Source organism: Curtobacterium sp. HSID17257, from assembly GCF_003989515.1.
Classification (GTDB): domain Bacteria; phylum Actinomycetota; class Actinomycetes; order Actinomycetales; family Microbacteriaceae; genus Curtobacterium.
Genome location: NZ_RBLU01000001.1, coordinates 98481 through 123488, shown reverse-complemented (window position 1 = coordinate 123488; position 25008 = coordinate 98481). Strand labels below are relative to the sequence as shown.

Genomic DNA, 25008 nt, shown 5'->3' with positions numbered 1-25008 from the left:
GCCACCGACCTTCGTCGTACGGACGTCGAACAACTCGGAAGCTCGGGCCCGCGCGGTCTTCACATCCTTCCGGCTCCTGAGCGGTGGCTCATCCGGCCGCCGGAGGATCAGTCCGGTCCTCGCGTCGACGACGAACAGGGACCCCTCTGCATACGGGCCGGATGCCTGTTGACTGGGCTGTAGCCGCCCGTCTACAAGCACGGGTACGTCAGCTTGTATGCGCCAACGCCGACGGAGAGGACTGCCGAAAGGATTCCGCAAAAACCACAGCCGAACAGCGCTGCCACGCCGAGACCGGAACTGACGTTATCCGCTACGTTCACCACGTCTCCAAGCGTCCAGGCCTTCTTGCCGTCGAGATCGAAGGCGTTGACGGGGTCGTTGACGTAGGCATACACGTTGTCGGTGCCGCGCCACCCGCAAGCGGGTTGACTTGCAGAAACCGTCCGAGGGCTGCGACGTCCTGTCAGGCGCCATCTCGATCGTGGCGATCGAGCCGAGGTGTTCGCTGAGCTTCTGGTGCTGCCCGAGCCACCCGTAGTCCGCGTTGCCCTACGACGTCGCGCAGAAGGACCCCATCCTCGAACATTACTCACGGCGCCGTAATGGTAACCCACAACGTTGTCGACGTTACGCGCGGCTCGAGCCGAAATCCTCCCGACTCGGGCAAGCGTTCCCGCGGCCCGACCAACTCCACCGAACACTAAGCCACCCGCACTCGTAGCGCAGCCAGCATTCAGTCCATTGATGCAATTACTCGGGGCGCTTGAGCCGGTCTTTCGCGAGAGCACGCTGTCTGGCCGCAGCAAGATCCTTCCTGTCTGTCAAGGGAGGGTCATCCGGTTCCCTCAGGATCAGCCCTGTCCGCGCATCGATGACACGCACCCGACCACTGTTGTAGGCGCCGATTGAATATCCATTCGCTTCCTCACGCTTCACGAGGATCATCGCCCTGATGTAGAACCAGATCGCCGCCGAACTGAAGGGGACGAAGCAGATCACGACACACACGTTTGCCGCAATCGAAAGACCTCCTTGCAGTCGACTCGGGGTACCAGAGGCGTGCGAAAGCCACCCGAGGAGTAGAGCTATTCCGAGGAACAGGAATATACCGAGTGTGGCAATCGCGCCCAGATCCACAGCGCGAGAGGCCGACGGCCTAACGGCGTCCCGCATAACCCGCCCATCCTCTGATGTTGTTTACGACGCCGTAATGATAGCCCAGAACATTGGAGACGTTATCGATGTTTCGCGCAGCGTGGCTGGTGATGCGCCCTAGGCGAGCTGCGACTCGGGCAAATTTCCCGGCAACTTCGAAAGCTAAGCCACCGATGCTCGTCGCGCACCCTGCATTGAGTCCGTGCCGGCAATCAATTGCCGCACCAATGGCTGCAGTGATAAGCGATACTGCACCCATGAACTGCAAGCCTGGAATAAATGCCAGGAAGCCACTTACTGCGGATATTGTACCGAGTACGTTGGAGATTCCATTCAGCCGCCTCTCCCAGTTCACGGCACGCGCAGCACCCCGACCTAGCTTCCGTTTCAACACCGAATGATTTCGCAGGGCGGCGCAACTTCTCTTACACCCTGACTGTCCGGTTAGGTCGAAGGCGTTGACGGGGTCGTTGACGTACGCGTACGCGTTGTCGGTGCCGCCCTCAACGGGGTCGACCTGCAGGAACCGTCCGAGTGCTGCGACGTACTGGCGGGCGCCCATTTCGATCGTGGCGATCGTGCCGAGGTGTTCGCCGAGTTTCTGGTGCTGCCCGAGCCAGCCGTAGTCCGCATTCCCTTGCTGCGTGTCCGGGCCGGCCTGGTTCGCCGCCGCCGTACCGAACAGGCCCGTGGTCTGGTCCATGACCTGCCCGAACGGGTCGTACACCGGCAACACCTGGGACGCGAGCTGCCCGACGGCGTCAGCCGTGGCGACGATGTCGCCGTGGATGTTCGGGTACGACCACACCGCGCTCGCCCCGCGCTGCTCCGCGGTCACACCGCCCGGCAACGGAAGGTCCCACTCGGTGAGCTTGCTGGCCCCGTCATAGACGAAGTCCGGGGTGTCACCATCACCGGTAAACCCGTACCGGGTCACCGTCTTCGACCCGACCGGGGTCTGTTCCGTGCGCTGCACGATCCGGTTCGACGCGTCGCGCACGTACGACACCTTCGACCCGTCCGTCAGGGCCGTCTGCACGTGCCGGTCCTGCCCGTCGTACACGACAGCCCAGTCAGCAGGCGCCCTCAACCCACATCGCCGAAACGGGGTCGCTCATCGTCGGCACTTCTGATGGCTCGACTCGCGTCGTAAACCGCGCCACCGATGTCCGCATTGCGAGCGTCGAACAACTCGGAAGCCTGAGCCCTCGCATCCCTAACTTCCCTGCGGGTTATGAGTGGCGGGTCTTCCGGTCGTCGAAGGACGAGATCGGTCCTCGGATCAACAACAATCAATCACACGGGGACCTTGGTAAGCGACCCAGCACTCCCCGTTCGGTTCGATCGGATCGGGGTCACGCATCGTCTCGAACACCCCAGGTCCGACTCGTCTTGTCACTCGCGACACCGACATTTGTCGTACGGACGTCGAACAGCTCAGAAGCTCGGGCCCGTGCGGTCTTCACATCCTTCCGGCCTCTGAGCGGTGGCTCATCCGGCCGCCGAAGAATCAGCCCGGCCCGCGCGTCGACGACGCCGCCCGAACAATCGCTCGTTGTCGGGCAGCGGCAATCTCGGCGCGATTCTCGAATGGAGGATCATCAGCCTCACGAAGAGTTAGTCCGGTTTTGACATCAACTATTCGAACCTTACGCGGATTGTATAATCCCGTGGCATATCCATTTGCCTCTTCGCGTTTCGCTAGGCTGAAGCAGCGTAAGTAGAACCAAGTCGTAGCCAAGCCGCAAGGAAGGATGCTGACATAGACACTTATAGTTGCGGCATTCCAAAGCGAATCCCGAACTTCTGTCGCCAGGTTATCATTCCGAGAGAACTGCCAAAGCAATGAAGCCAGCAGAGCGAAGAGCAGCATTCCCCCTCCGGCTATGGCAAGGTATTCTGAGGCGCGAACCGCAGATGGCCTAACGGCGTCTCGCATAGCTCCCCCATCCGCGAATGTTATTTACCACGCCATAATGATATCCGGCGATGTTCGAAACCGTATCTATGTTGTGAGCCGTTCGCAGGGACATCTTTGGGTGCACGTGCTTGCACGTCGTCGACGGCGTGCCGCTTCGCGAGATCCCACCACCCAGAGCTGACGTGACTCGCAAGCTTGTAGATGGCTCGAGCGAGAGAGATCGCTGCCGAACCGAATAACTTCCGGAGGGTAGCATCTGCTCAATTGAAGCCCCGGCTCTACTCAACACCTACAGGGCGGACCGGAAGTAGTCGATCCCTCCATCGTAGGGACTGAGCGCACGAGTGAAGTCGCTACTGACTAACAAGAAATCCGCCGCGTCGAGAAGTATCAGATCGACTGCAGCATGAAAACTCTCGACCGGCGGCACTGGACTAATCCACAGCGCCCCCCTCGCACCATCTTGAGCAAATCGACGCAGGAACGTTGCCTCGGGGAAAGCAAGGCGTACCCAACCACTGGAATAATCTCTTCTCCAATCAATTGCTATCAATTGTGCTGCACGGTTGAGTGTTATGAATCTTTTCACGGCTACGGCAAGGCGATTGGACGCCTCCTGATATTGACTGAGGTTACGCCAGCCGCGTCCATTGTCTTTTCGCAGATGCCGTCGGTAGCGAGATACATTCGGCACATCCCTCATGCTCCACCCGAGAGGGATTGCATTTCCCCAATTCGCTAGCCAGCGGGCATCGAACTCCTCCACAGCGTGGGAAGGCGCGTGCGCGGTGAGGGGGGTCGCATGATGAATTGCAGCGCGTCTGTTGTCTGCAGTGATTAGGGGATGTTCGAAGAACATCAGCCGCGGATGTCCTTTGTTAGATTCCAATTCCAAGTTCCACTTCGCTTACCATTATTGAAATCCTTTGGCGATTCATACATCTTCCAGCCCACGCCAGTGTGCTTCGTGCCATCATACGCAATAATTTTTTTGCCACCCTTGAGCTGGAATACTTTTTGACCCTTGGGAAAGCCATTCTGCCGATATGGCTTGTAACCAAGACTTTCGGCAATAGCTTGGGGGGAGGAATGTGCAGTTACTTTAGGTTTCGGCGCAACCTTTTTTGGAACGGCGTTCCCGCGACCGGACCCCTTGCCCAAGCCAGCGCCGCGCCCAATTTGTGATCCTCTCGATGAACCGCCGACGCCGCCTGTAAGTCCGCCGCCACCGCCGCCGCCACCGTTCTCCCTGGGAATTTGTAGACCTGTTAGGTCGAGTTGATTACTTGGGTCATTGGCGTACGCGTAGGCGTTGTCGGTCCCGCCTTCGACAGGGTCGACCTGCAGGAATCGTCCGAGTGCTGCGACGTACTGCCGGGCGCCCATCTCGATCGTGGCGATCGTGCCGAGGTGTTCGCTGAGCTTCTGGTGCTGCCCGAGCCACCCGTAGTCCGCGTTCCCTTGCTGCGTGTCCGGGCCGGCCTGGTTCGCCGTCACCGTACCGAACAGGCCCGTGGTCTGGCCCATGACCTGCCCGAACGGGTCGTACACCGGCAACGTCATGCTCGCGAGCTGCCCCGCGGCGTCAGCCGTGGCGATGATGTCGCCGTGGATGTTCGGGTACGACCACAGCGCGCTCGCCCCGCGCAGCTCCGCGGTCACCCCGCCCGGCAACGGCAGATCCCACTCGGTCAGCTTGCTGGCCCCGTCGTAGACGAAGTCCGGAGTGTCACCGTCGCCGGTGAACCCGTACCGGGTCACCGTCTTCGACCCGTCCGGGGTCTGCTCGGTGCGCTGCACGATCCGGTTCGACGCGTCCCGCACGTACGACACCGTCGACCCGTCCGCCAGGGCCGTCTGCACGTGCCGGTCCTGCCCGTCGTACACGAGGCTCTCGTCCGCGAGGGTGGTCGTGTTCCCGTGCGCGTCGTAGACCAGCTGCGCACCGGTCAGGGACTGGTTCACCGGGGTCGCCCCCGTGACCGGGTTCGTCACCGTGGTCCCGATGAGCCGGTCCGCTGCGTCGTAGCAGGATGCGACCTGCGTCGCCGAACCCGCCGGGTTGCCGGCGGTGTCGAGGACCTGGTCGGACGAAGCGGTTCGGTTCCCGTTCTTCCCAGCCGCGGCAACCGCACCCGACTGGGTGCAGGAGCTGGTCCCGAAGCCGTACGTCAGCCGGTGCCGCGGGATCGACGCGGCCACGAGCCTCCCGGCCGTGTCGTAGGAGTACGACGATGTGTTCGACGCCGCGCCGAGGGCGGTGGTGTCCCTGAGGACGTCACCGGACTGGGACCGGACCACCTGATCGGTGACCTGCGGCTGGCTGTTCGGGAAGGACCACGCCAACCCCGTCAGCGCACCAGCACCGTTCTTCGTCACCGTCACCGTCACCGACGTGCCGTTGCCAGCGCTCCCGGCACCTGCCGGGTATGCCACCGAGGTGACCTCACCCTGCTGGTACGTGGGAACCGCGACGACCTTGCCGTCCACGGTGAACTGCGTCACCTTCGAGTCCACGTCGTACGACTGGCCCGTCGTGTGCTGCACCCCGTCCGAAGTCACCGCCAGTGACGAGGTGACCCGGCCGGCCTGGTCGTAGGACGTGGTCGTGGTGGTTCCCCACACGTCGACGTACTTGACGGCGCGGCCGAGCAGGTCGGTCGTGGTGGTCGTCATCGATCCGTTCGGGGATCCCGGCACCGCACCGTCAGCCACCGCGGTGGTGAGCCCGTCCGCGGAGTACGCGGTCGTCGCGGTGCTGCTGGGCTGCCCGTTGAACGCCGCCGTGACAGCCTTCACCGCGCGGCCTCGAGCGTCGAAGGTCACGCACGACCAGTCCGCGTCGCCGGAGGTCTTCGTCCCAGCGGTGCGACCCCACACGTCGTACAGGTACGACGTCACGACGGCACTGCCCGTCGCGGGTGTCGGTCCGATGGTCGACTTGAGCATCCCGTTCTGCGCGGTGGACACGTCCACGCCGCAGATCTGCCCGTCGGTGGTGCCGTAGGCGTCCTTGATCGTCTGCGACGCACCGAAGTACGCGTTCGTCGATGCGGCCGCCGCCTGCGCGGGCAGGGTGCGGGTCAGGGAGCGGAGGTAGCCGGCGCCGGGAGCCTCGGTGGTGGTCGAGGTCTTCAGGGCCAGCCCGGCCGGGTCGACGGTGGTGCCGTCGACCGTGCCGTACCAGGGCCGTGAGTACGTCGTGGCCGTGGTGATCGGGCTGATCTGGTTCGCCTGCGCCCCCGAGGGCACCGAGTCCGCCGTCGTCGACGACGTGCCGAGGTTGTACGCCGGCGACAGCATCGACGCGGGCACCACGTCGGCGGCCGTGTAGGTGCTCGGTGTGTTGCCGGCCGTCATCGCCAGCGCGAGTCGGGACGTTCCCGTCTGCTGCAGGTAGTTCAACCGGATGCGCAGGCTCTGCCCCGCAGCGACGGTGAACGGCTTGGTCGCAGCAGCGATGTGCGGACCGTGGGGGCCCCAGTCGTTGATGACGAGCTGGTCGTTGATCCAGAGCTTGGTGCCGTCGTCTGCCCACGTGTAGAAGCGGTAGGTACCGGCGGTCGGGAACGTGATCAGACCGGTGAAGGAGACGGTCCAGTTCGCGCCGCTGGTGCCGCCGAGCACCGTTCCGGTGGGGGTCGTCATCGGGCTGACGGCGTTGTTCCCCGTCGACCAGTCGTAGTCGACGGCGCCGTCGGTCTTCCCGCCGTTCGCACCCGCCGCCGCAGGCACTCCGAGCGTCATCGCCGCCGGAACGCCGGAGAGCGTCTGGTTGTTGTACCAAGACGCCGCGAGCCCGCGGAGGTTCCCGTCGATGCTCGTCGTGGTCTGTGCCACCGGGGTGCCGGTCCCCGCGCAGACCCCGTTCGTGGGCAGCGGCCCGTTGGTGTTCTGGATCGCGGTCGCGGGTTGCACCTGTCCGAAGCAGGACGTCGGTGCCGGACCGTAGGAGGCGACGGCGCGGTCCTGCTGGTCGTACACGGTGCTCGACTCACGGCCCTGCGGGTCGATCGACGCGAGCTGGTTGTCGCGGCTGTTCCACACCGTGCTGCTCGTCAGTCCCGACGCGGACGTCGCCGACGTCTGCCGCAGCGCCGCATCCATCGTCACGGTCGACGCGTGCCCGTTGGGGACCGTGATCCCCGCGACGTCGACCGCACTGGTGCGGTTCCTTGCTGCATCCTCCTCACCGTAGGTGTACGTCTTCTGCGGCCGGGAGGCGCTGCTCACCCCGTCCGGGGCGGGCAGGGTCACCGAGGTGGCGCGGTTCTTCCCGTCGTAGCGGATGTCGGTCGTCACCGGTCCGGCGGGGTCGCGGCTGGTGTCCGCGGCGAGCCAGTCGTTGGTGAGCGAGTTCCGGATCGTGGACAGCAGGTACGTGCCGTTGGTCGAGCCGCGCGTGTACCCGAAGTCGGTGACCTCGTTGCCGGGGTCGACGACGCGGGCGAGCTGTCCGGTGGTGTCGTAGTACAGCTGCGTGGTGGTGCCGTCCGGGTACAGGATCTGGCAGAGCATCCCCGCGTCCGACTGCGTTCCCGGCCCGGTCGTGGTGACGGCCATCGGGAACGACGAGCCGGACGGCGGAGCGCACGCTCCCGCGGCACGGTTCGCGCCGCTCGTGGCGCTCGAGCCGATGGTGGTGTTCGACAGGTACGAGAACTGCACCTTCCGCGAGTACGCCAGCGTCGTGCCCGACCCCGACGCGGACAGCGGGTCCGCGATCGAGGTCAGCTGTCGGCTGCTGTTGTACGCGGGGACCGGGTTCGCCGGCTTCGACCCGAGATCGGCAGCAGGGGTCACGGACGTGACCAAGCCAGCGGTGTCGAACTGGTAGACGGTGCCGCCCTCGTCGGTGAGGACCAGGTTGCCGGCTTCGTCCGAGGCCAGCACGCCCTGCTCGCCCGGCGGCGGGGTGTACCCACCGGTCGAGGCGCGAGCGTAGGTGTGGGTGCCGCCGTCGGTGTCGGTGACGATCACCGATCCGCCCTGCTTCGACGCGGAGACGTAGGCTCCCGCGTCGCCCATGATCGCGGCGGACGACGCCCACCCGGAGGGCAGCAGCGTCGGCGACTTCGTCAACCAGTCGGACGGGACGACCTGCGTGTTCACCCACGAGGACCCCGACGACGTCTGCTGCTGCTGCACCTCGAGGTACACGTTCGACGAGCCGCCGCGCTGGTAGTAGTCCACCGTGATCGGGATCGGCAGCTGCCCGGACTGGGAGCCGATCGACCACTGCGAGCCCGTCACCGTCAGGATCTGGTTCGCCGCGGTCTCCATCTGCGGAGCGGTCTGGTGCTGGTCCTTCCACTGGTCCGTGATGATGCCGGTGGTACCCAGCTGCAGGGCGACGCCGTCATCGGCCTGGAAGCCGAACGTGTACGTTCCGTCCGGTGGCGTCATGTACCCGGTCCACTTCGCCTGGAAGTACGACTGGGAGACGGCATCGTCAGGTGCGGCGCTGCCCCAGTCGAAGGCCACCCCGGTGTCCGTGCGGACGAGGGTCTGCACGGCGTTCGCCGTCATCGAGTCGCCCCGACCGAACGTCGCCGTGTTCGCCGGCACGTTCCAGTACGTGCCCACGAGGCCACGGTTCGAGGCGATTCGGGAGTTGTAGGAGAAGTTCATCCCCATGTCCCCGCCGAGGGTGTGCACGGTCGGTGAGGAGAACGACGCCGCGACGTTGCCGTTGCCGAGGTTCACCGTCACCGGACCGGCGGCGTCCGTCGGGGCGGGGCCGGGATCGGTGACACGGGAGTTCACCGTCAACCGGTTCACGCCGGTGGTCGAGTTCGCGGTGTACAGGTAGTCGCCGTACGTGTCGTTGACGACCAGCACCCACGTGTACGAGCCGCCGTCCTGCAGCACCGCGTCGGGCACCGTCCACGACACGGTGCCGTCGGTGTTGATCGTGCACGCCGAACCCGGCGCGGTGGAGCACAGCGGGGACTGCGCGATCTGCCCGCTCGTCCCGTCCGCACCACTGGTGACACGGATCTCGTACTGCAGCTGCTTCCCGTTCGTCGACGTCGCCGCCGGCGCCACCAGGAGCGGCGTGGTCGTCGCGACGACGGAGCTGTCCGTCGGCGAGTACACACTGCTCGCTCCCGCCGTGGGCAGCGAGGTGGTCACGAACGGGTACGCCGGCGTCCACGCCCGCACCCCGTACGGGTCCTGCACGACGACGTTCCACCAGTACTGCGTCCCGGGTTGCAGCACCCCCTGCGGGACCGTCGCCTGGAACGTCGGGGCCTGGCCGTTCGGCGCGTTGGTCCAGTCGGTGTTCCATCGACGCGACCCGTAGGCGTCCGAGGTCGTCCCCACGAAGAACTGGTAGGTCAGCGGGTAGGTCTGCTCGCCGTCCTGCGTCGCCTTCACCGCCAGCGTCGGCGTCGTCGACGCCGTCACCGGCGACGACGCAGCCGCTCCGGACGACGTCGCACCAGGGGAGGTCTGCTGGTCCGGGAACCCCGGGTTCGGATCCCGGAGCGTCGTCACGTTCCCGGCGACGGTGGGCTTGTCCTCCCACTGCAGGTAGAGGGACACGTCGAGCTTCTTGTACGTGTAGGCACCCGCGTTCTCGTCCCCGATGAGGCAGAACGATCCGCCGGGCGAGCTCGCGTCGGTCCACTGCTGGACCTGTCCGGTGACGTCGAACGACGCCGTGCCAGTGTACCCGGCCGTGAAGTTCGTCCGCGATGCGTTCCGGATGCCGCAGTTCCAGCTGTACGCCGACGCCCATCCAGCGACCGACGTGGTCGCGGTCGCGGTCCCGGAGTTGGCCTGGGTCTCCACCAGCTGCGCCGACAGGACCTGCTTGCCGTAGAGCTGCTCGTACGGGAACTTCAGCACCGTCCGCCAGATGCTCGCCGCGTTGTTGATCCGCGAGTTCCCGATGTTCGCGTACGACGCGGTCGCCGCGACGCTCCCACCGCTGTTGGTCGACATGTACGACTGCAGCGCCGACGGGCCGTTCCAGATCGACGGGTCCAACGACACCGGGTAGACACGCGCAGCATCCCGGAGCCAGTCCGCGTCGGGCGTCAACGTGATCCGCCAGTCGTCCCCGGACAGGTGGTCGATGCGCACCGGGATCGTGGCGACCGCGTTGTCCGACCTGCCGGTGACACCGGACGAGTCCGCCATGAGCGGCGTCGGCGTGGAGAACACCGTCGTGCCGTGGTCGTCGACGAACTTGATCGACCCGACCGGTCCGTCCTGCACGGTCAGACCCGGCGCGTGCACCTTCCAGCTGTAGGACGGCTTCGCGGCCTTCGGAGCCTGCGCGAGGATCAGCGCCTCCTTCACCCCGCCCGCGTCCACCTGGTACGACATGTCGGTCCCGGGGAGCACGTCGTCGTACGACACCCCACGCGACGCCTTCGCACCGGGCTGGTCCGACGCCGCGAGCTGGTCCTTCGTCGGCACGTGCGCATCCGCGTCACGCTCACCCTCGAGCTCGAACGACACACGGTCACCGGTCGACGACGACGTGACCGTGTAGTCCGGGCCGTCCACGCCCGTCGAGGAAGCGAACTCGGGCTGTAGGGGGTGGTTGTCAACGGCGAAGCCACCGTCGTCGGTCTTCTCGACCTTCGTGGAGATCGGCACCCATTGCCCGGAGTCGTCCTTCACGTTCAACGGCACCCGCGACATCTGCGTCACGTTCGTGCCGTTCGGGTTCGTCCACGTGTTCTGGTACGTCGACTGCGACGTCAGCTCCGCGCCCTTCGCGATCCCCGTCGCCGACGCACCCGCCGCGGGGTCCTGAGCCGCCGGCGCCGGGTCGTCCGGGTCGCCCGTGGGGGTGGCCCGCAGCCGCAACGACCCAGGTGCCTGCAGCCCGTCAGCCGACAGCGGCGAACCGGCGTGCACGTCGTCGGACTGCGACGTCGCCAGCGCCGGCACATCGGTCGGCGACTCGTGCGCCACCGTCTCCGCCTGCGCGGGCACCGCCACCAGCAGCTCCGCCACCAGCGCGATCGTCATGGTCACCGACGCGAGCGTCCCAGCTCGCGCTACCCGTCCCAGCATGGGACTCCCCTACTGCTCCGACCGGTTCGAGACCGGCCCTGCTCCGCTCCGCTGGGAGCACGAAGACTGAGCGTAGGAACAGCGACCCCCAGCTGATCCATCGGTTCTGCCCCCCGTTCGGGGACGACGGACCGGCCGGGGTACGAGCCACATCGGTCGCGCTGCGCGGACAGGCCGCGGAGCGGAGAACACTTCCGGCGTGGTACTGATTCCGGGGTACGAGCTCGGGGTGAGGCTTCACACAGGAAGCCGCGGAGCGGCGCGGGGAGGGGCGACTCCGGTCAGCTCCGACAGGAGTCGCCCAGTACCTCACTCGTCCTTGTCGACGTAGTGCCCGGTCTCGCCGGTGGGGGTCGGCTCGGCCTCGCCGGGGATCTCCGACTCGACGTACTCACCCTCGTCCGCACCGCCCGCACCCTGGGGCCGCGTCTCACCGGGGATGTCGCTGGAGACGAACTCACCGGCGGGCTCGTGCGAGTCGACGTGGTGCTCGCCCGGGATCTCGCTGTCCGTGAAGGCTCCGGCGCGGGTATCCACGCCGTCCGCTCGGCCCTCGTCGCCGCGTGCCTGCTCGTGCTTGCCTGCCATGTTCCGACCTCCGTCGCTCGCGTTCCTGGCTGTGACGCGAGTGTGCCCGTGACGACTGGACGCCGCCCGAGTCCCGTGGGCCGGGCCGGGTGTTGCGTCGAGGCATGCACCGCAGCACCCGCACACCCATCGTCCTCGTTAGCACCGGGGTCGCGCTCGCCCTCGCGCTCACCGGCTGTTCGTCGGGCGGTACGGACACGGCGCCGACGGCCACCGAGACCGTGACGGCCTCCGCCGCAGCGTCGTCGTCCCCGTCGACTGCACCGGCGGCGCCGTCGTCGGCCCCGTCCTCGGCGTCGGCGTCGGGTGGCTCGGCGGCTGGCGGGTCCGGCGGTGACGGTGGCCGGTGCGCCACCGGGTCGCTCACCGGCAGCATCGAGTCCGGCAGCGGTGGGGCTGCCGGCAGCACCTACGTGCACCTCGCGCTCCGCAACACCGGCTCCACGACCTGCACGCTGCAGGGGTGGCCCGGGGTCTCCTTCGTCGGCGGCGGCTCGGGTGCGCAGATCGGCGCCCCGGCCACCCGCGACGAGGCATCGGCGCACCCGACCGTGACACTGGCGCCCGGCGCGGTGGCCGTCGCACCGCTGAAGATCACCCAGGCGGAGAACTACCCCACGGCGACGTGCGACCCGGTGGCCGCGGACGGGTTCCGCGTGTACCCGCCCGGGTCGACCGAGTCGCTGTTCGTGCGGGACTCCGGCGTCACCGCGTGCCGGTCGACCGACGCGGGGCTGCTCAGCGTTCAGGGGTTGGTGCCCGAGGGGCAGGCGGCGGACTGAGGTTGCGGACCGGCGGTGCTCGAGCATCCTCGTGCAGGGAGTGCTCCTGCTGCGTGGCATCCTGCGCGACGAGCACTTGACCTGCTGGAACGGACACCACGGAAACGTCGTCGCAAGAGATGGCTGCGAGTCGCCGAGAAGAACGCTCTGTCCACTCCGTCTGTTAGCGTCGATCACCATGACTGAGCTTCTCGAGCTCGCGGGTCTCGGAGCGGGCTACGACGGGCAGTCCGTGTGTGGCTCGATATCTGTTGCCCTGCAGCCTGGTGAGGGACTCGCGCTCGTCGGGTCGAACGGGAGCGGCAAGTCGACGGTACTCCGCACGGTCATGGGGCGCCTCGCTCCTGTACTCGGTCGGGTGCTCGCCTTCGGTGAGCCCGTCGACGACCGGTCGATCGAGTTCCGCCGCCGCGTCGTCGGCGTCTTCGACGACGACGCGTTCTTCCCGTCCCTGTCGGTCGCTGAGCACCTCGCTCTGGTGGCGACGGGTCACGCAGTACCAGACCCGGAACAAGCGGTCGCTGACGAGCTCGACTTCTTCGGTCTGACGTCGGTGAGGTCGGCCCTGCCGTCACGCCTGTCTTCAGGTCAACGTCGACGAGTACTCCTGGCCGCGGCCTTCATCCGTCCGAGCTCCATCATGTGCCTCGATGAGCCGGAGCAACGTCTCGATGCCGTGATGCGTCGTCGGCTCATCGATCGCCTCCAGAGTCGACGCGCGGAGGGCGCTGTGATCGTCACGGCGACGCACGACGCGGACTTCGTCAGCGGATGCGCCGACACTGTGGTGGTCGTCTCAGATGAGATCCGGCAATTCGGGTCGGGCGACGGAGCCGCAGCGCTGGGGGCTCTGTGACCGACTCCAGGACGATCCGACGGATGTCGCAAGACTCCACCTCGGCGAAGCACGATCTGAGCGATCGCTACAACGTGGTCGTCCTGTCCGCGCTCGTCGTGCTGGAAGCAGTCGGGCTCTTCACCGCGCCGCTGCGCAGCGGATCACGCCTGTGGGACCCTGTCTCGGGACTTCCGCCCGATCGGAACAGCGCAGTCTCCGTCTGGTCCCTACTGTTCGTCGCAGCGTTGCTGGCACTGCAGGCTGCTCGTTCGATGGGACCGGCCGCCGTGACCCTTCCGCAAGCACAGTGGTGGCTCTCGCTCCCGTTGGCTCGTCGCGGCTTCGTCCTGCCCGACCTCGCTCGGGCGGTCGCCATCGTCGCGTTATCCTGCGGTCTCCTGACAGGCCTCGCCCTCGGCGCGGTGCGAGGGCAGGACCACATGGGTGAATCGGCGTCCGCTGCGGTGGGCGTCATGATGACGACCGTCACGATCGTTGCGATCGGCATACTCCTGCAACGGTTCGATCGAGCAGGCCATCGCCTCGACACCGCGCTCCGGGTCGTCGTCCCGGCCTCAGTCATGCTGATCGTGTTCGGAGAGCATCTGTTGGCGACGGCGTCGAGTCCGGTCGCGCCCGTTGCCGCTCTCGAAAGAGGTTCCTGGACGCTGCTGATCGTGTTGACACCGCTCGGAGCGCTCGCTGCATGGTGCATCGCCTCGACGATCCCAAGACTGTCGGCCGCGCAATTGCGCGACGCCGGATCGCGGCGCGAGATACTGACGGTGCGGCTCTTCTCGATGGGCGGTGCGAGTTTCAGTCCCGCGCCCGAGCGCACCGGAGGGTCGCGCAGGTCCAGTGGCCGATCACGTCTACTCGTCCGAGGGCCGGCCCGCCGTTACGTGATCACGCAACTCCGAGTGTTGGTGCGTTGGCCCGGCCTGCTGAGCAGGTCGGCGTTCTTCGCAGCACTCCCTGCTGCCGTCGTCACCGTGCCGTACTTCGACTCGACGGCCGCCCTCGTCCTGGTGCTCGCGGTGAGCTTGCTACGCGTCACGTCGATCACAGGATCCGCCGCCGGCATTCTGGACCAGGTGCCCGCGCTCGGTCGCCTGTTCCTCTTGACCAGACGCGCGCAGACCCGACTGACTTCGATCCCGCCGTTCGCCGTGCTGTTGCCCTGGTGCCTCGTCGCGTTCGGGCTGATCGTCATCGTCGGCGCCGCTCCGATCGTGTGGCTGGCCATGGCGGTCCCCGTGGCAGTCGGGCTGGCGGGATCTGCGGTGCGGACCGGAACACGACCAGACCCCGAGTGGGCATCTGCCGCGATCTCGACGCCGATGGGTGCCGTACCACTCGGCATGCTCTTGAACACGTTCCACGGACGGGTGGCGTCCTTGGTTGTCGTGCTCCCGTCCCTCCTGACCCTCGTCGAGGGGCACGTCACGATGCTCGGTCTGGTCCTGCAGATTGCGCTCGGAGTCGTCGTGTGGTGGTCGTCGACCATGACTCGCTGACGATGGCGGATCGGCGGAGATCGCGCCACCGAGGCGATCGTCGTCACGGCACTACAGTGGTTGAACACGATCGGGGGGAACACGTGACGACGAACGAGCATTCGACCGACAACGCCGGGCGGTACCGCGAAGCGGACGTCGAGGCTCCTCCCGGAACCGCGAACATCATCGTCCGTCGGTCATTCTCCGCAGAGCCGCCAGAGGTGTTCAAGGCGTTCACGGTTGAGGAGCTGTTCGCTCAGTGGACCGCCGCAACTCCGGAGGCGATCGAGATCGTGCGCTTCGACGCGCGGACTGGCGGGGAGTGGCAGTACAGGCTCCACGTCGTTCCCGGACAACCTCCGTTCGGATTCCGAGGGGTCTTCCACGAAGTTCGGCGCGATCAGCGCATCGTGCAGACGTTCGAGTTCGATCGCGCCCCTGGGACTGTCACGCTGAGCACCACCTTGTTCGAGGCGGCCGCGGGAGGCACTTTGGTGACGACGATCTCCGCGATGCCGTCCGAACAGCATCGCGATCAAGTGCTGGATGCGGGTATGCGCACCGGCGCCGACGAAGGCTACCGCCGGTTGGAATCGATGCTCGCCGACAACCGCACGTCCGGCTCACCCGCTGCCCCGCTCACGGGAAGGGATGCGGATCGGATGTAGGGTCACGACCGGCGAGCGCGGCATCGAGCCGAGGAAGGCCACGCAACCGTCGGTTCAGGTGTCCGAAGGTCATCGGGATCGCACCAGGCACGATGACCTTCGCGCAGAACAAGCCCGAACCTTCGAGGTCCAGCGCCGTTTGATCGACGACCAACACTGTCGGTAGACCCGCGGACACCAACCGTTCAATGACGTGATCGAGATCTCGAGTCAAGTCGATGTCCAGTTCGACCGCATGTCTCGCATCCCGTGCCCGGATGTCGACGCCGTGGGCTGCTGCCTCGGTGTCGAGGTGGTCGAAGCGTGAGAAGGCGTCCGGGTGTGCGTAGAGAAGGGCGTGGTCGCTCATGTCACGCACCTCGGCCGGATCAGCCAGCATGGCCGCGATGCGGTCGGTGTGTTGTGGGTAGGACGAATCGACGCTGCTGAGGATCGGCCCCAACTCACAGAGCGCCGACACGAGCGCTTCGTCGTACGACGTCCGGCAGCTCGATGCCGATACGGACCTCGCGAGGAGACGACCGTCTGCCGACGTCGTCCGGTCACGGATCGCCATGACCCACACGGCTGGAAGTCCGGTCGGTGACCTGAGATCCCAGGCCACGATCCGGCACTGGTTCGTCGACTCGAGGTGCTCCCACAATGCTTGCGTCGACTCCGAGGCAGTGGCCCTGCACAGCCGGTCAAGCTCCGCCCGCGTGTACCAGGCGAGGAGGAGAGCATCTCGTTCGACCACTTCCAGTGCGCCGAAGAGCGAGGCTTCCTGGAGACTGCCGCCCAGAGCGCACCCATTCGAGATCTCGTACACGAACTGAGGATCGCCGACGTTCACCTGGGTGTTCCCGTAGTAGGCGAACCCTTCCGGCACCAAGACGCTGCGATCCTCCGTGATCGATGCAGCCCAGACCCAACGACACGGGACATCGCCGCTGAACGGAATGATCCTGCTTCCGTAGCCCACGTCGAAAGGCACGCCGGTCGAGCGGACGTCGAGGGCTTCTCCTGGGGCTTCGTCGAAAGTCCAAGTTCCGGCGGCGGACACCCGACCCGGAGCGAGTCCACACCATCGTTCGAGTGCCTCGAGAGCGGCTGTCGCCTGCGCGCCGTCGGCAGTGGTACTCCGCCCCCAACCCGCCTCGGTCGCGAATGTCCCACGGATGCCCACGGGCGCGCGTGCAACCTGCAAGCCCGCCGCCTCACCGACTTCGATCCGGGGCAGGAGCCCGGCGTAGTCATCCACGTAACGCGCACGGAGCGTCTCGAGATCGACCTTGCCCGCCCGGGTGTCCCCGCGGCGCCGCTTGCGGACCGAGCCGGTCGGGAACCGCCGAGGCTCATCCACCGGAAGGCTCCGGCACCGGGCGCACAGGGGGTCCGGTTCGAGCCGGCGACGAGTGACGACGCCGTCGTGAACGCGGATCGTGTAGTAGCTGACGACGGAGGGGTCTTCCCCCGGTTGCAGGAGTTCGTCGTGGCAGGCCGCGACCAACTCCGGCAACCCATCGTGTACGCCCGAGAGCTCGTGATCGAATCGTGGGAGAGCTCCGTCGATCTTGAGCTGGTCCCAGGCCTCCCCATGGGATCGCGCGAGGAGCCGACGGTTCAAGAGACATCCCGTGCATCCGGTCCGGCCAGGCCGCTCCGCCGGGCCGATGACGATCAGACCCGAGTCGAAGTACACGACGACCCGTTCGCGATCCAGCGGTGGGAGCGCGCTGGGATACTCGTCGTAGACCACGAACGCATCCTGGCCCGCCCGTGCCCCACCTCCGCCGCCGGTCGGGACGGGAGGATCAGACATTCCCATGGTGCACCTTCCTCACGACCGCACGCGCATCCGCGAGACCACGCCACTGACCGACCCCGCACTGGTTCCGCACCGGAGGTAGGTAGGAGACGGCCAATCCCGCTCGGCGTGTCGCCGACACGAGTTCGTCCTCGACCGGAGCACGCACAGAATCGTCCTCGCTGCCGCCCAAGACGAGGAGCGTCGAAGGGGTCGGATCGCCGACGGCCAGGATGACCCGCTCGGCCATGAGCGCGAGGACCGCGGCTCTGCGTCTGCCTCGCTCGCGCTCCGTATCGACGACCCGAGCCACCTCGACGCCCCGAGACGCGATCACGAAGGTGGACACCACCTCGGAGTCGAAACGGCTGACCGACAGTTGATGAGCAGGGCCGACGAAGACTTCGCGTTCATCGGGATCGCCCTCTGCCAACGCCATGCGGCCGAGCACGTCCATGAGCGCCGCGCCGCGCGCCGCACCTCGATCGAGCCCGGCACCGAATCCGGTGTTGCGGTTCTGTACGGCTCGGTGCGGCGAAACACGCTGCATGTACTCGACCGTTGCGACCTGACGGACGGCCGCCATCCGGGCAGTTGCAACGCTGGGCGCCATTGCGTAGACGGTCAACTGCTGCCGGAACGACGTTGCACGACTGATCCGTTCCGGGAACTGAACGATGTTCGACTCATCCACTCGCGAGACAAGTCCGACCTGTTCGTCGAGCAGACGCGCAAGGCCAGCGTCGGAGTGCAAGTCGAGCGCTGTTCGCGGTTCGAAGTGGTGTTTCGACACTGCGAGTGACACGGCATCGACACGAGTCAGGGTGGTCCCGGGCTCGTCCTGGTAGCGGAGGAGCCCGCGGACGGCACTGTCGAGCGCGGATCGTCGGACGGTCGCCGCCCCTGACGTCCGACCGCGGTCGCGCAGCAGTCGGACCGCATCGTCGAGCGCGCCGGAAGGCCAGTGCGCCGGCGTCGCGAGCCAGACGGCCTCGGAAGACTCGTCGACGACCACTCGACTGCCCAAGCGGCTCACCTGGTGTCGCGTCGAGATGAGGTAGCCACGAGCGTTCAACCGCGCGAGGAACGCGTCGAATCGCGGCCTTGCAACATGCGGGATGCGGCCGCGGAGCGCTTCCGGCGAGAAGCCTGCTCGGAAGACCGGTTCAAGGCGGCGCAGCCAGGCGAGGTCGCCGGCACTCGGTTCCCAGGGTTCGTGCACGGCACTGAACAGCACCGTCGCAGGTTCGACCGGGACCACGACGGACGAGTGCAGCCAGACCTTCATGCCGCCGGTCCGAGCCGCCCAGGCAGTGAACCGAGCGAGATCTCCCCGACGCTCGAAACGACGAGCGGATCAAGTCCGGTGATAGCTGCGAATTGCTCAGGATCTCCACTGCCCAATGCGCACAGCCCGATTCCCTCTGCCGCGGCCACGAGGTAGCTGAGTTCCATCACGACCCCGACGTGCTTCAGGATGAGGGAGTAGCCCATCTCGCGGTACTTCCCCATGAGAGCCTCGAAGCGGGCAGCGAGCACGAGCACGACCTGCGGGAGCTGCTCCCCGGCCATCGCCTGTGCCGTGTCCCTGATGAGTACCGAGGCCCCGGAGGGTACGCCCACCGACCGGAGCGCGTCGGCGTCGCCGTCGTACAGGTACATTCCCGGGGAGAGCCCGGCGCAGGTGCGGACAGCCACGTACAGGTCGAGCTCGTACAGCGCCCCGCCGGACGGGTACGGGCGGTGGGCGGAGGCCGAGGCACCGTCGCCGTCGCCTCCACGCACTGCCCGCAACAGCACCGCGAGCTGGTGCAGTGTGATCGGGTGGTCCTCGTCGTAGCACCGGGTCGACCTGCGGCGTCGAACGGCATCGGCGAGCGACGTCGCGTCCACCCCCGAGGCCTGAGCCTCGGCCGGGAGGGAGACCGCTCCGTCCAGGGCGGGACGGAGAGCCGCCCCTGTGGTGATCCGCGGTGCGACCGAACCGAAGTTCTCGCCCAGGATCGCCGCCCGATGTCTCCGAGACCCGATGTGGAAGGCGAGCTCGTGCGACGACCAGAGGGGGGACGGGTCGTGGGTTTCGTCGTCGGCGAGTGCGAGACCCGACTCGAAGAGCATTCGTCCGAGAACGGCGAGCGGCGCGTCCCCCGTCGTGGGGACTGCCTCGGCAAACAGTCCGGGTAGCAAGTCGGCGTCGTACAGATCGAAAGTGCACGTACCGACCGGAGCGGCGAGCGTGACTCGACCGCCCGTCCTGGTCAGCTGGGCGAACCGCGACAGCCTCACAGATGGTGGGACAGCGCCGCGCCGGGCCTGTTTCCGCGTCGGGACACGACGGAAACGAGCAACGCCGTCCCCGTGCACCACTTCGCCCATCAGCCCGAGTTCCATCAGACGATCGATCAGCTCGCCGAACTCCAGAGCGCGAGCGCTCTTCCGATCGAGTGGTTCCCTGGCCAGCACCCGGATGAAGTCGAGTTCAAGATCGGTCGGAGAGCCGAGATCGTAGCGGCGGGCGCCTTGAACAAGCGCCACTCGTCGTCGTGAAGTCTTGCCTGCAGGAGCGATCAAGAGCCTGACCCCGGGGATGAAGAAGAGCACCCGGGTCATGACGCCTGGTCTTCCCGCAACTCGATCACATCCGGGATTCTGATGCCTTCCCCCTCCTGCGGGAACCGCACGTCGTGTGCGCGGGTGCGGTAGACACGCTCGCAGGCATCTGCCGCGAGGTGGCAGAGCATGAAGCGGTCGTACGGCGATAGGCCGATGCGCGTGAGGTGGAGGTACAGGTAGTTCAGCGCAAGGCGATACTGCGCGAACCACACGGTGTCAACGTGGCCAGGAAGGGTTCCGGCACGGGAGTGGAAGGGGCTCGTGCCGAGTTCCGGGAGCCCCTCGCCGGCCCGTGCCGCTGCTGCCCACGGGGGGTCGACCGTGAAGTCGCCGCGTGCGAGGCGGCGTCCCGCGATCGTGAAGAACGGCCCCGCGGTCTCCAGCCAGTTCTCCACGTGCGCGGGAATGCCAGATCCGGCGTCGAGCCGCTCGATCAGTGCTCCGATGCGATGCCCGATGGCAGCTCCGTGCGACACGCTCTTCGACTCCCATACCGCACGAGATCCCGCTGCCTCCGGCCACCAGGACAGGAACGCATCCGCGTGCGACCGGAACGACACGAAGCCTCTCGCAAGCCCGATCCCCGAGAAGCAGTGAGCGGTGGTGACCATGAGGTCGAGAGCGACCGATTGACGACTTGCCCCCGCACGCACGAGTCGGCTGATCTCTTCGACGGAAGCGTTCGTCGTTCGGTAGAACTCAGCGATCTGCCGACTGCCCCCTGGCCCACCCTGCTGAGCTGTTCGGTCGGGCTCGTCGATGACGTCGACGGTCCCCGGCCCTTGTACCGGGACGAACGGCCCGGTGTCGTTCTCGAGTTCTGCCCTGCGCTCCTGCACGGCAAGCGACACGTCGTCAGCGATGTGAACGGGACGCGTGGGAACGGACCGGTACCGACGAAGCGCAAGGGACAGCGCGGACACCATGTCCTGTGTCGCGGACGACGCCGCATCCACGTGCAGCCTCCAGTGCTCTCCCTGTTTCCAGTGTCGAGTGACGTACGTTCCGTCAAGGTGGTGTGCGGCGACGATCGGAGCGATCACATCCACGAGTACGTCGTCGAAATCGATCGGCTCGCAGAAGACCCTGATCACCCTGTTCATCGCGCTTCACCACCGTTTGCGTCATCCAACTGATGTGACTGTTCCCGTTCCACCCACGTCCGAACGAGACCCTCCGTCTGGATGTCGACGCCGATGCGGTTGCAGAAGAGGTGCGTGCACAGATCGACCATCCGCGGGACGGAATCCGTTGTCGAGGCAGGGAGTTCCGCACGCTCGACGCGCCCGAGCCGGTCGATGAGCGAGGTGACCGAGCGGTGCCAGATGAACTCAGGACCGACCAGTCCGGTGTTCAGCCCCTGCGAAACCGCGTTCCGCGCAGATCGAGCAGTCGACCGCAGCTTCGCCGGATCCGCGCTGGCATCCACGTTCGATCGATCAGCGAGGAGCTCTGGATGACCCGCCGCGTGCAGCGCGTCGTTCGAGATGACGGCCGCCTTGAACGCCAGGAGCGCACGGGCCTCGGCCGACGGCGTGCGCTCGAGCAACCGGAGCGCCAGGGCGGAGGACTCGGTGAAGTGGTCCTCGACCGCTGCCAGGGACTCGCCCGTCCCGTAGCGATCTGTTTCAGGGACGTACGCGCGCACTTGGTACGTGTCGTTGGACGCCAGTCGCGGCTCCGGCACGACGCCCTCGTGCTGTCCGAGGATGGTCGCCTGTTCCTCGTAGTCTGCCTGGGTCATGACTCGCGTACTCGGACGACGGTCGAGCACGTCGCGAACCACGCATTGCACCCTCGCGAGCAGTTCCGAATGTGCCGCAGGAGACCGTCCGGGCAAACGGAAGCGGAACCGGATGTGTGGCCCGCCGTTCCAGTACCGCAGGAAGAACATCTGTCCGCGTCCTGGCAGGTACGGACGCATCTCGTTCGAGACGTCCGTCACGAGATGGTCGAGGTCCCCTTGGTGAAAGACGTGGAGGCTCAACCAAGAGGGACTCCTCAGCTCCGGCATGGCTCTCCGCTGCGGATCTCGACGACGAACTCGGTGTGGGCGGTTCCTGGGAGTCCGGCGGCCGGGTTCGGGAGGGCTTCCTCGAAGACCACCAGACCATGGTGTCCGTGCAGCTGGTCAGCGAAAGCTTCGAGTGTGAGTTGTGCACGCAGGTCGACGAACATCGGTTTGCGTGCCTTCCCGAACGCTTGTTGGCGCCAGTCCGAGGTTTCGTCCACAAGCCGGACGTACACGCGCTCAGGCACGCCAGTGTCTCGGCGCCAGCGCTCTACGCTCGTCAGGCCCGACAGTGTCGACAGGTCCGAGCGCGAGATCGGCACGTCGCGACGCGCAAAGACCCACTTCGCGCGCTCGATCACGACACGTTCGTAGGACACACGACCCAACGCGGTGCCGTTCGTCGGCGGCGCGGCCGTCGGGACGGCGTTGATCAACGGGAACGCAGGATGCGCCGCATTGGATTCGCCGAAGACTGCGAGGAGGAAACGCGCACTCGGAGGGAGGAGCGGGTCCGCCATCAGACCGGTGTGCACGGGAAGAAGGCCCAAGCCGGCATCAGAGCGGAGGGCAAGTAGTTCCGTCGTCTCGTCGAACTCAACCCGGAGATCCGTCAGTGTCAGGCGCCGAGCATCGCCATCATCCCATGATCCGGTGTGCGGGTAGTCGAGCACGAGGTCAGCGGCCGGACTCCTGAGGTTGCCAGCGGCACCGAAGACACCCGAGACCTCGAGAACACGCCGATCCGCCGTACCGTCGGTCTGGAGCGGCAGCGGCGGACGTCCGTTCGCCAAACCGACCAGACGGGCCCACCGCGATCGCCCGCGACCATTCCCCGCACCGATGACGTTGACGACCAGGCCGGTCTCCGTCCTCTCAGAGAAGGTCTGTGCGTAGAACGTCGCCGAGGACAACGGTCGGACCCAGTCCGGGTATGTCGCTCGCAGTTCGTTCAGCGCACGTCGCTGCACCGGCCTGCCCTGCTGCGACGCCGATGAGAACAACGTCCTTGACGCAGTCCGCAGGGCGTGCAGACGTCGCAGCCTGGTGTCACGCGAGCTGACGAGCGAGTCAATGGGTGCTGGGCGAGACAAGCGCAAGAAGGAGAGGTACTCGCGGAGCAGCGGATCGATCGTCTCCGGATCAGCCGCGAGGTCTTCCTGGACGGCCCGGTAGAGCTCGAGGAACGAAAGAGTCCCACGCCCCGGGAACCGGATGCGCGAATACTCGTACGCTGCAACGCGGATGGGCAACATGCGATCGTGGACGGTCACCCACGACACGACGTCCTGGAGAGCCGCGCTCATGCTCGAGTCCTCGAGAGCAGCAGGCCACGAGGACGTTCGTCCAAGCAACGCGTTCTCGTGGAACGCAACCTTGCGAAGAGCGCCCTCCGAGGCCCAGGGCAACTCGAGCTCGTCCGCGACCGCAGCGACGCAGCCGCAGATCTTGTCGATGCGGCGGCCGTGTGCTGCGACGTCGAGAAGGTCGGATGAGGCGGACACCGTCCTAGCCAGTTCGGTCAGAGTGATCGCGAGGCTGCTCCGGGGCCGCCGCGATCGGACGAACGCCGCGAGTTGATCCAGGACGTCCGGGTCCTGTTCATCGAGCGGGAGCCGGCACTCCAGGAGTCCGATCTCCGTCAACCGGTCGAGGAACTGCTCGACGGCGTCCGTGGACCCGGGCGCGTCCCCGGCGAGGGTCTGGACGAGTTCATCAACGGACGACCGTCCATCAGCGACAGCGTCGATCACCCTTCGAACCTGTGGGGTCTCTCGCAGCTTTGCCAGCGCCTCGTTCGGTGGCGGCCCGAGGAAGAGCAAGTACTCGGCGTCACGTTCGATCGACGGATTGGGGCGGACCCGTCGAGCTCCTCGGAAATCTGGTTGTAAACCCGTTGCCTGAACGATCTGCGCGAAGACGTACTGATCGAGTTCGAGGAGGGAAATCGGTGGTGCGTCCGCTTCAGCTTTCGCAGACTCGTCCGTGTCCACCAGACCGGTGAAAGTGAACGTGCTGTACGGGCTGGTCTTCGTCGCGGCGCGCGTCACGTATCGGACAGCTGAAACCCTCTGCCGCCTACCCCATTGCGAGCAGTGCTTTTCCTGGAGGTGTTCCAGGAGATGCGGACTTGCTTGCGCGAGGGCACGTTGCAGCAATGGGGATCGCACAACCGATTCCAACCACTGCAATGACCTCCCAAAAGCAACTTGAACGATTTCTTCGCCGTTCGCCAGCGGGTCACGATCCTGGGTTGCAAGGGCCTGGATCATCTTGCGGAGTTCAGGCGGCAGCTTCCCGACGACTTCGTCGCTGCACTCGCGGGGAGACGGCGTTCTCCCGTTGTGAATCGACCGACGAAGCCCGACGAGAGCAGCCCGCAGCCGGCCGGAGGTCGACCCGATCTCGGCAAAAAGCGCATCGGAGGCCGCCCGTCGGCGTCTCTCCAGCGCCGTCTCGGCGTCGAGACACGCGTCGATCGCGAGGAGCAAGGCATCATCGCGGCTGCCGTCGAGTACATCGACATTCAGTCCCGATCGTCTTTCGACAACGGGATGCTGCACGGGGGACGCGGAAGAAATGGCCGACCACCTTCGACTCAGAGAGAGACCGGGGCAGCGCCTTTTCGAGAGCCCCCCCGGTCTCTCTTGCATGTGTTCTCGCTACGGCAGCGAGGAACAGGAAGAACCGCAGCTCGGGAACGACGCCCCCGTCTCGACGAGTCCGTGTCCAGCCGTCAGCGACTCCACCGTCAAACCCTCGTCGGAGAGGTCGAAGACCTCGGCCGCCAGGTCGTTCAGATCGAAATCAAAATTGCTGTCAGTTGCCATGTTTACACCCCCCTTGTAATCATCGGTTTAGATGTACCGTAGCGACCCCCGTCGGGGGGACGCAAGGTTTTTCATGAACCGCCGTGATCAGGCCGGTGTTTCCGCCGTCGCGGAACTCAACGTGCCGGATCGGACTCCGACGGCGCTGAGCCCGCTGGCCCTCGACGCGCGGAAGCGGTGGAAGGCAGTGACAGCATCGAGGGTCCTGCCAGCCGGTTCGGGAGCGACGTGGTCACCGGAGTGCGCGCCAGCGATGTCGTCGCGGCGTCACGGCCG

At 66.2% G+C, this 25008-nt stretch carries 17 protein-coding genes; 4 read left to right on the top strand and 13 right to left on the bottom strand.

Annotated elements, in window-relative coordinates:
* Positions 1-191: 191 nt before the first annotated feature.
* The 6 genes from D8M35_RS00580 to D8M35_RS00560 form a co-directional block, all read right to left on the bottom strand.
* On the bottom strand, positions 192-398 hold the full coding sequence (locus tag D8M35_RS00580; protein WP_126890048.1) for a hypothetical protein: 207 nt from the start codon (positions 396-398) through the stop codon (positions 192-194).
* Between the two features lie 355 nt (positions 399-753).
* Positions 754-1002 carry a hypothetical protein gene (locus D8M35_RS00575; RefSeq protein WP_126890047.1) on the bottom strand — a complete coding sequence of 83 codons (249 nt, stop codon included), beginning with the start codon at positions 1000-1002 and terminating at the stop codon, positions 754-756.
* 157 nt (positions 1003-1159) lie between these two features.
* Positions 1160-2197: an RHS repeat-associated core domain-containing protein gene (locus D8M35_RS00570; RefSeq protein WP_202976500.1), complete on the bottom strand. Its 1038-nt coding sequence runs from the start codon at positions 2195-2197 to the stop codon at positions 1160-1162.
* 1171 nt (positions 2198-3368) lie between these two features.
* Positions 3369-3938: a hypothetical protein gene (locus D8M35_RS16265; RefSeq protein WP_148113324.1), complete on the bottom strand. Its 570-nt coding sequence runs from the start codon at positions 3936-3938 to the stop codon at positions 3369-3371.
* Complete coding sequence (locus tag D8M35_RS00565) at positions 3938-11071, bottom strand: PA14 domain-containing protein (protein ID WP_238638033.1); 7134 nt, start codon at positions 11069-11071, stop codon at positions 3938-3940. Before D8M35_RS00565 ends, D8M35_RS16265 begins: the two co-directional genes overlap by 1 nt.
* Before the next feature lie 354 nt (positions 11072-11425).
* Entirely contained in the window at positions 11426-11704 is a 279-nt protein-coding gene (locus D8M35_RS00560; RefSeq protein ID WP_126890045.1) for a hypothetical protein, read from the bottom strand.
* Positions 11705-11808: 104 nt separating this feature from the next.
* On the opposite strand from D8M35_RS00560, the gene D8M35_RS00555 reads away from it, so the two are divergent.
* From D8M35_RS00555 to D8M35_RS16470, 4 genes are all read left to right on the top strand, one after another.
* Positions 11809-12486 carry a DUF4232 domain-containing protein gene (locus tag D8M35_RS00555; RefSeq protein ID WP_126890044.1) on the top strand — a complete coding sequence of 226 codons (678 nt, stop codon included), beginning with the start codon at positions 11809-11811 and terminating at the stop codon, positions 12484-12486.
* A 178-nt stretch (positions 12487-12664) separates the two neighbouring features.
* Entirely contained in the window at positions 12665-13342 is a 678-nt protein-coding gene (locus D8M35_RS00550) for an ABC transporter ATP-binding protein (RefSeq protein ID WP_126890043.1), read from the top strand.
* Between the two features lie 23 nt (positions 13343-13365).
* Positions 13366-14841 (top strand): DUF6297 family protein, encoded by a 1476-nt coding sequence (locus D8M35_RS16475; protein ID WP_161972541.1) that lies wholly within the window; start codon positions 13366-13368, stop codon positions 14839-14841.
* 83 nt (positions 14842-14924) lie between these two features.
* Entirely contained in the window at positions 14925-15491 is a 567-nt protein-coding gene (locus D8M35_RS16470) for an SRPBCC domain-containing protein (protein WP_161972540.1), read from the top strand.
* Here D8M35_RS16470 and D8M35_RS00540 read toward each other — a convergent pair.
* The 7 genes from D8M35_RS00540 to D8M35_RS00510 all read right to left on the bottom strand — a co-directional run bounded on the left by D8M35_RS00540 (position 15463) and on the right by D8M35_RS00510 (position 24732).
* Positions 15463-17229, bottom strand: coding sequence for a TOMM precursor leader peptide-binding protein (locus D8M35_RS00540; RefSeq protein ID WP_161972539.1), 1767 nt, complete (start codon positions 17227-17229; stop codon positions 15463-15465). The genes D8M35_RS16470 and D8M35_RS00540 overlap by 29 nt on opposite strands.
* Positions 17230-17284: 55 nt before the next feature.
* Positions 17285-18565, bottom strand: coding sequence for a hypothetical protein (locus D8M35_RS00535; RefSeq protein ID WP_126890041.1), 1281 nt, complete (start codon positions 18563-18565; stop codon positions 17285-17287).
* Positions 18562-19887: a SagB family peptide dehydrogenase gene (locus D8M35_RS00530; RefSeq protein ID WP_126890040.1), complete on the bottom strand. Its 1326-nt coding sequence runs from the start codon at positions 19885-19887 to the stop codon at positions 18562-18564. The genes D8M35_RS00535 and D8M35_RS00530 overlap by 4 nt, the downstream gene beginning before the upstream one ends.
* Positions 19884-20993: a lantibiotic dehydratase C-terminal domain-containing protein gene (locus D8M35_RS00525; protein ID WP_126890039.1), complete on the bottom strand. Its 1110-nt coding sequence runs from the start codon at positions 20991-20993 to the stop codon at positions 19884-19886. The genes D8M35_RS00530 and D8M35_RS00525 overlap by 4 nt, the downstream gene beginning before the upstream one ends.
* Entirely contained in the window at positions 20990-21877 is an 888-nt protein-coding gene (locus D8M35_RS00520; protein WP_161972538.1) for a thiopeptide-type bacteriocin biosynthesis protein, read from the bottom strand. Before D8M35_RS00520 ends, D8M35_RS00525 begins: the two co-directional genes overlap by 4 nt.
* Before the next feature lie 14 nt (positions 21878-21891).
* Positions 21892-24465 carry a lantibiotic dehydratase gene (locus D8M35_RS00515; RefSeq protein WP_161972537.1) on the bottom strand — a complete coding sequence of 858 codons (2574 nt, stop codon included), beginning with the start codon at positions 24463-24465 and terminating at the stop codon, positions 21892-21894.
* A gap of 99 nt (positions 24466-24564) precedes the next feature.
* Complete coding sequence (locus tag D8M35_RS00510) at positions 24565-24732, bottom strand: thiomuracin/GE37468 family thiazolyl RiPP peptide (protein WP_126890036.1); 168 nt, start codon at positions 24730-24732, stop codon at positions 24565-24567.
* Positions 24733-25008 lie beyond the last annotated feature (276 nt).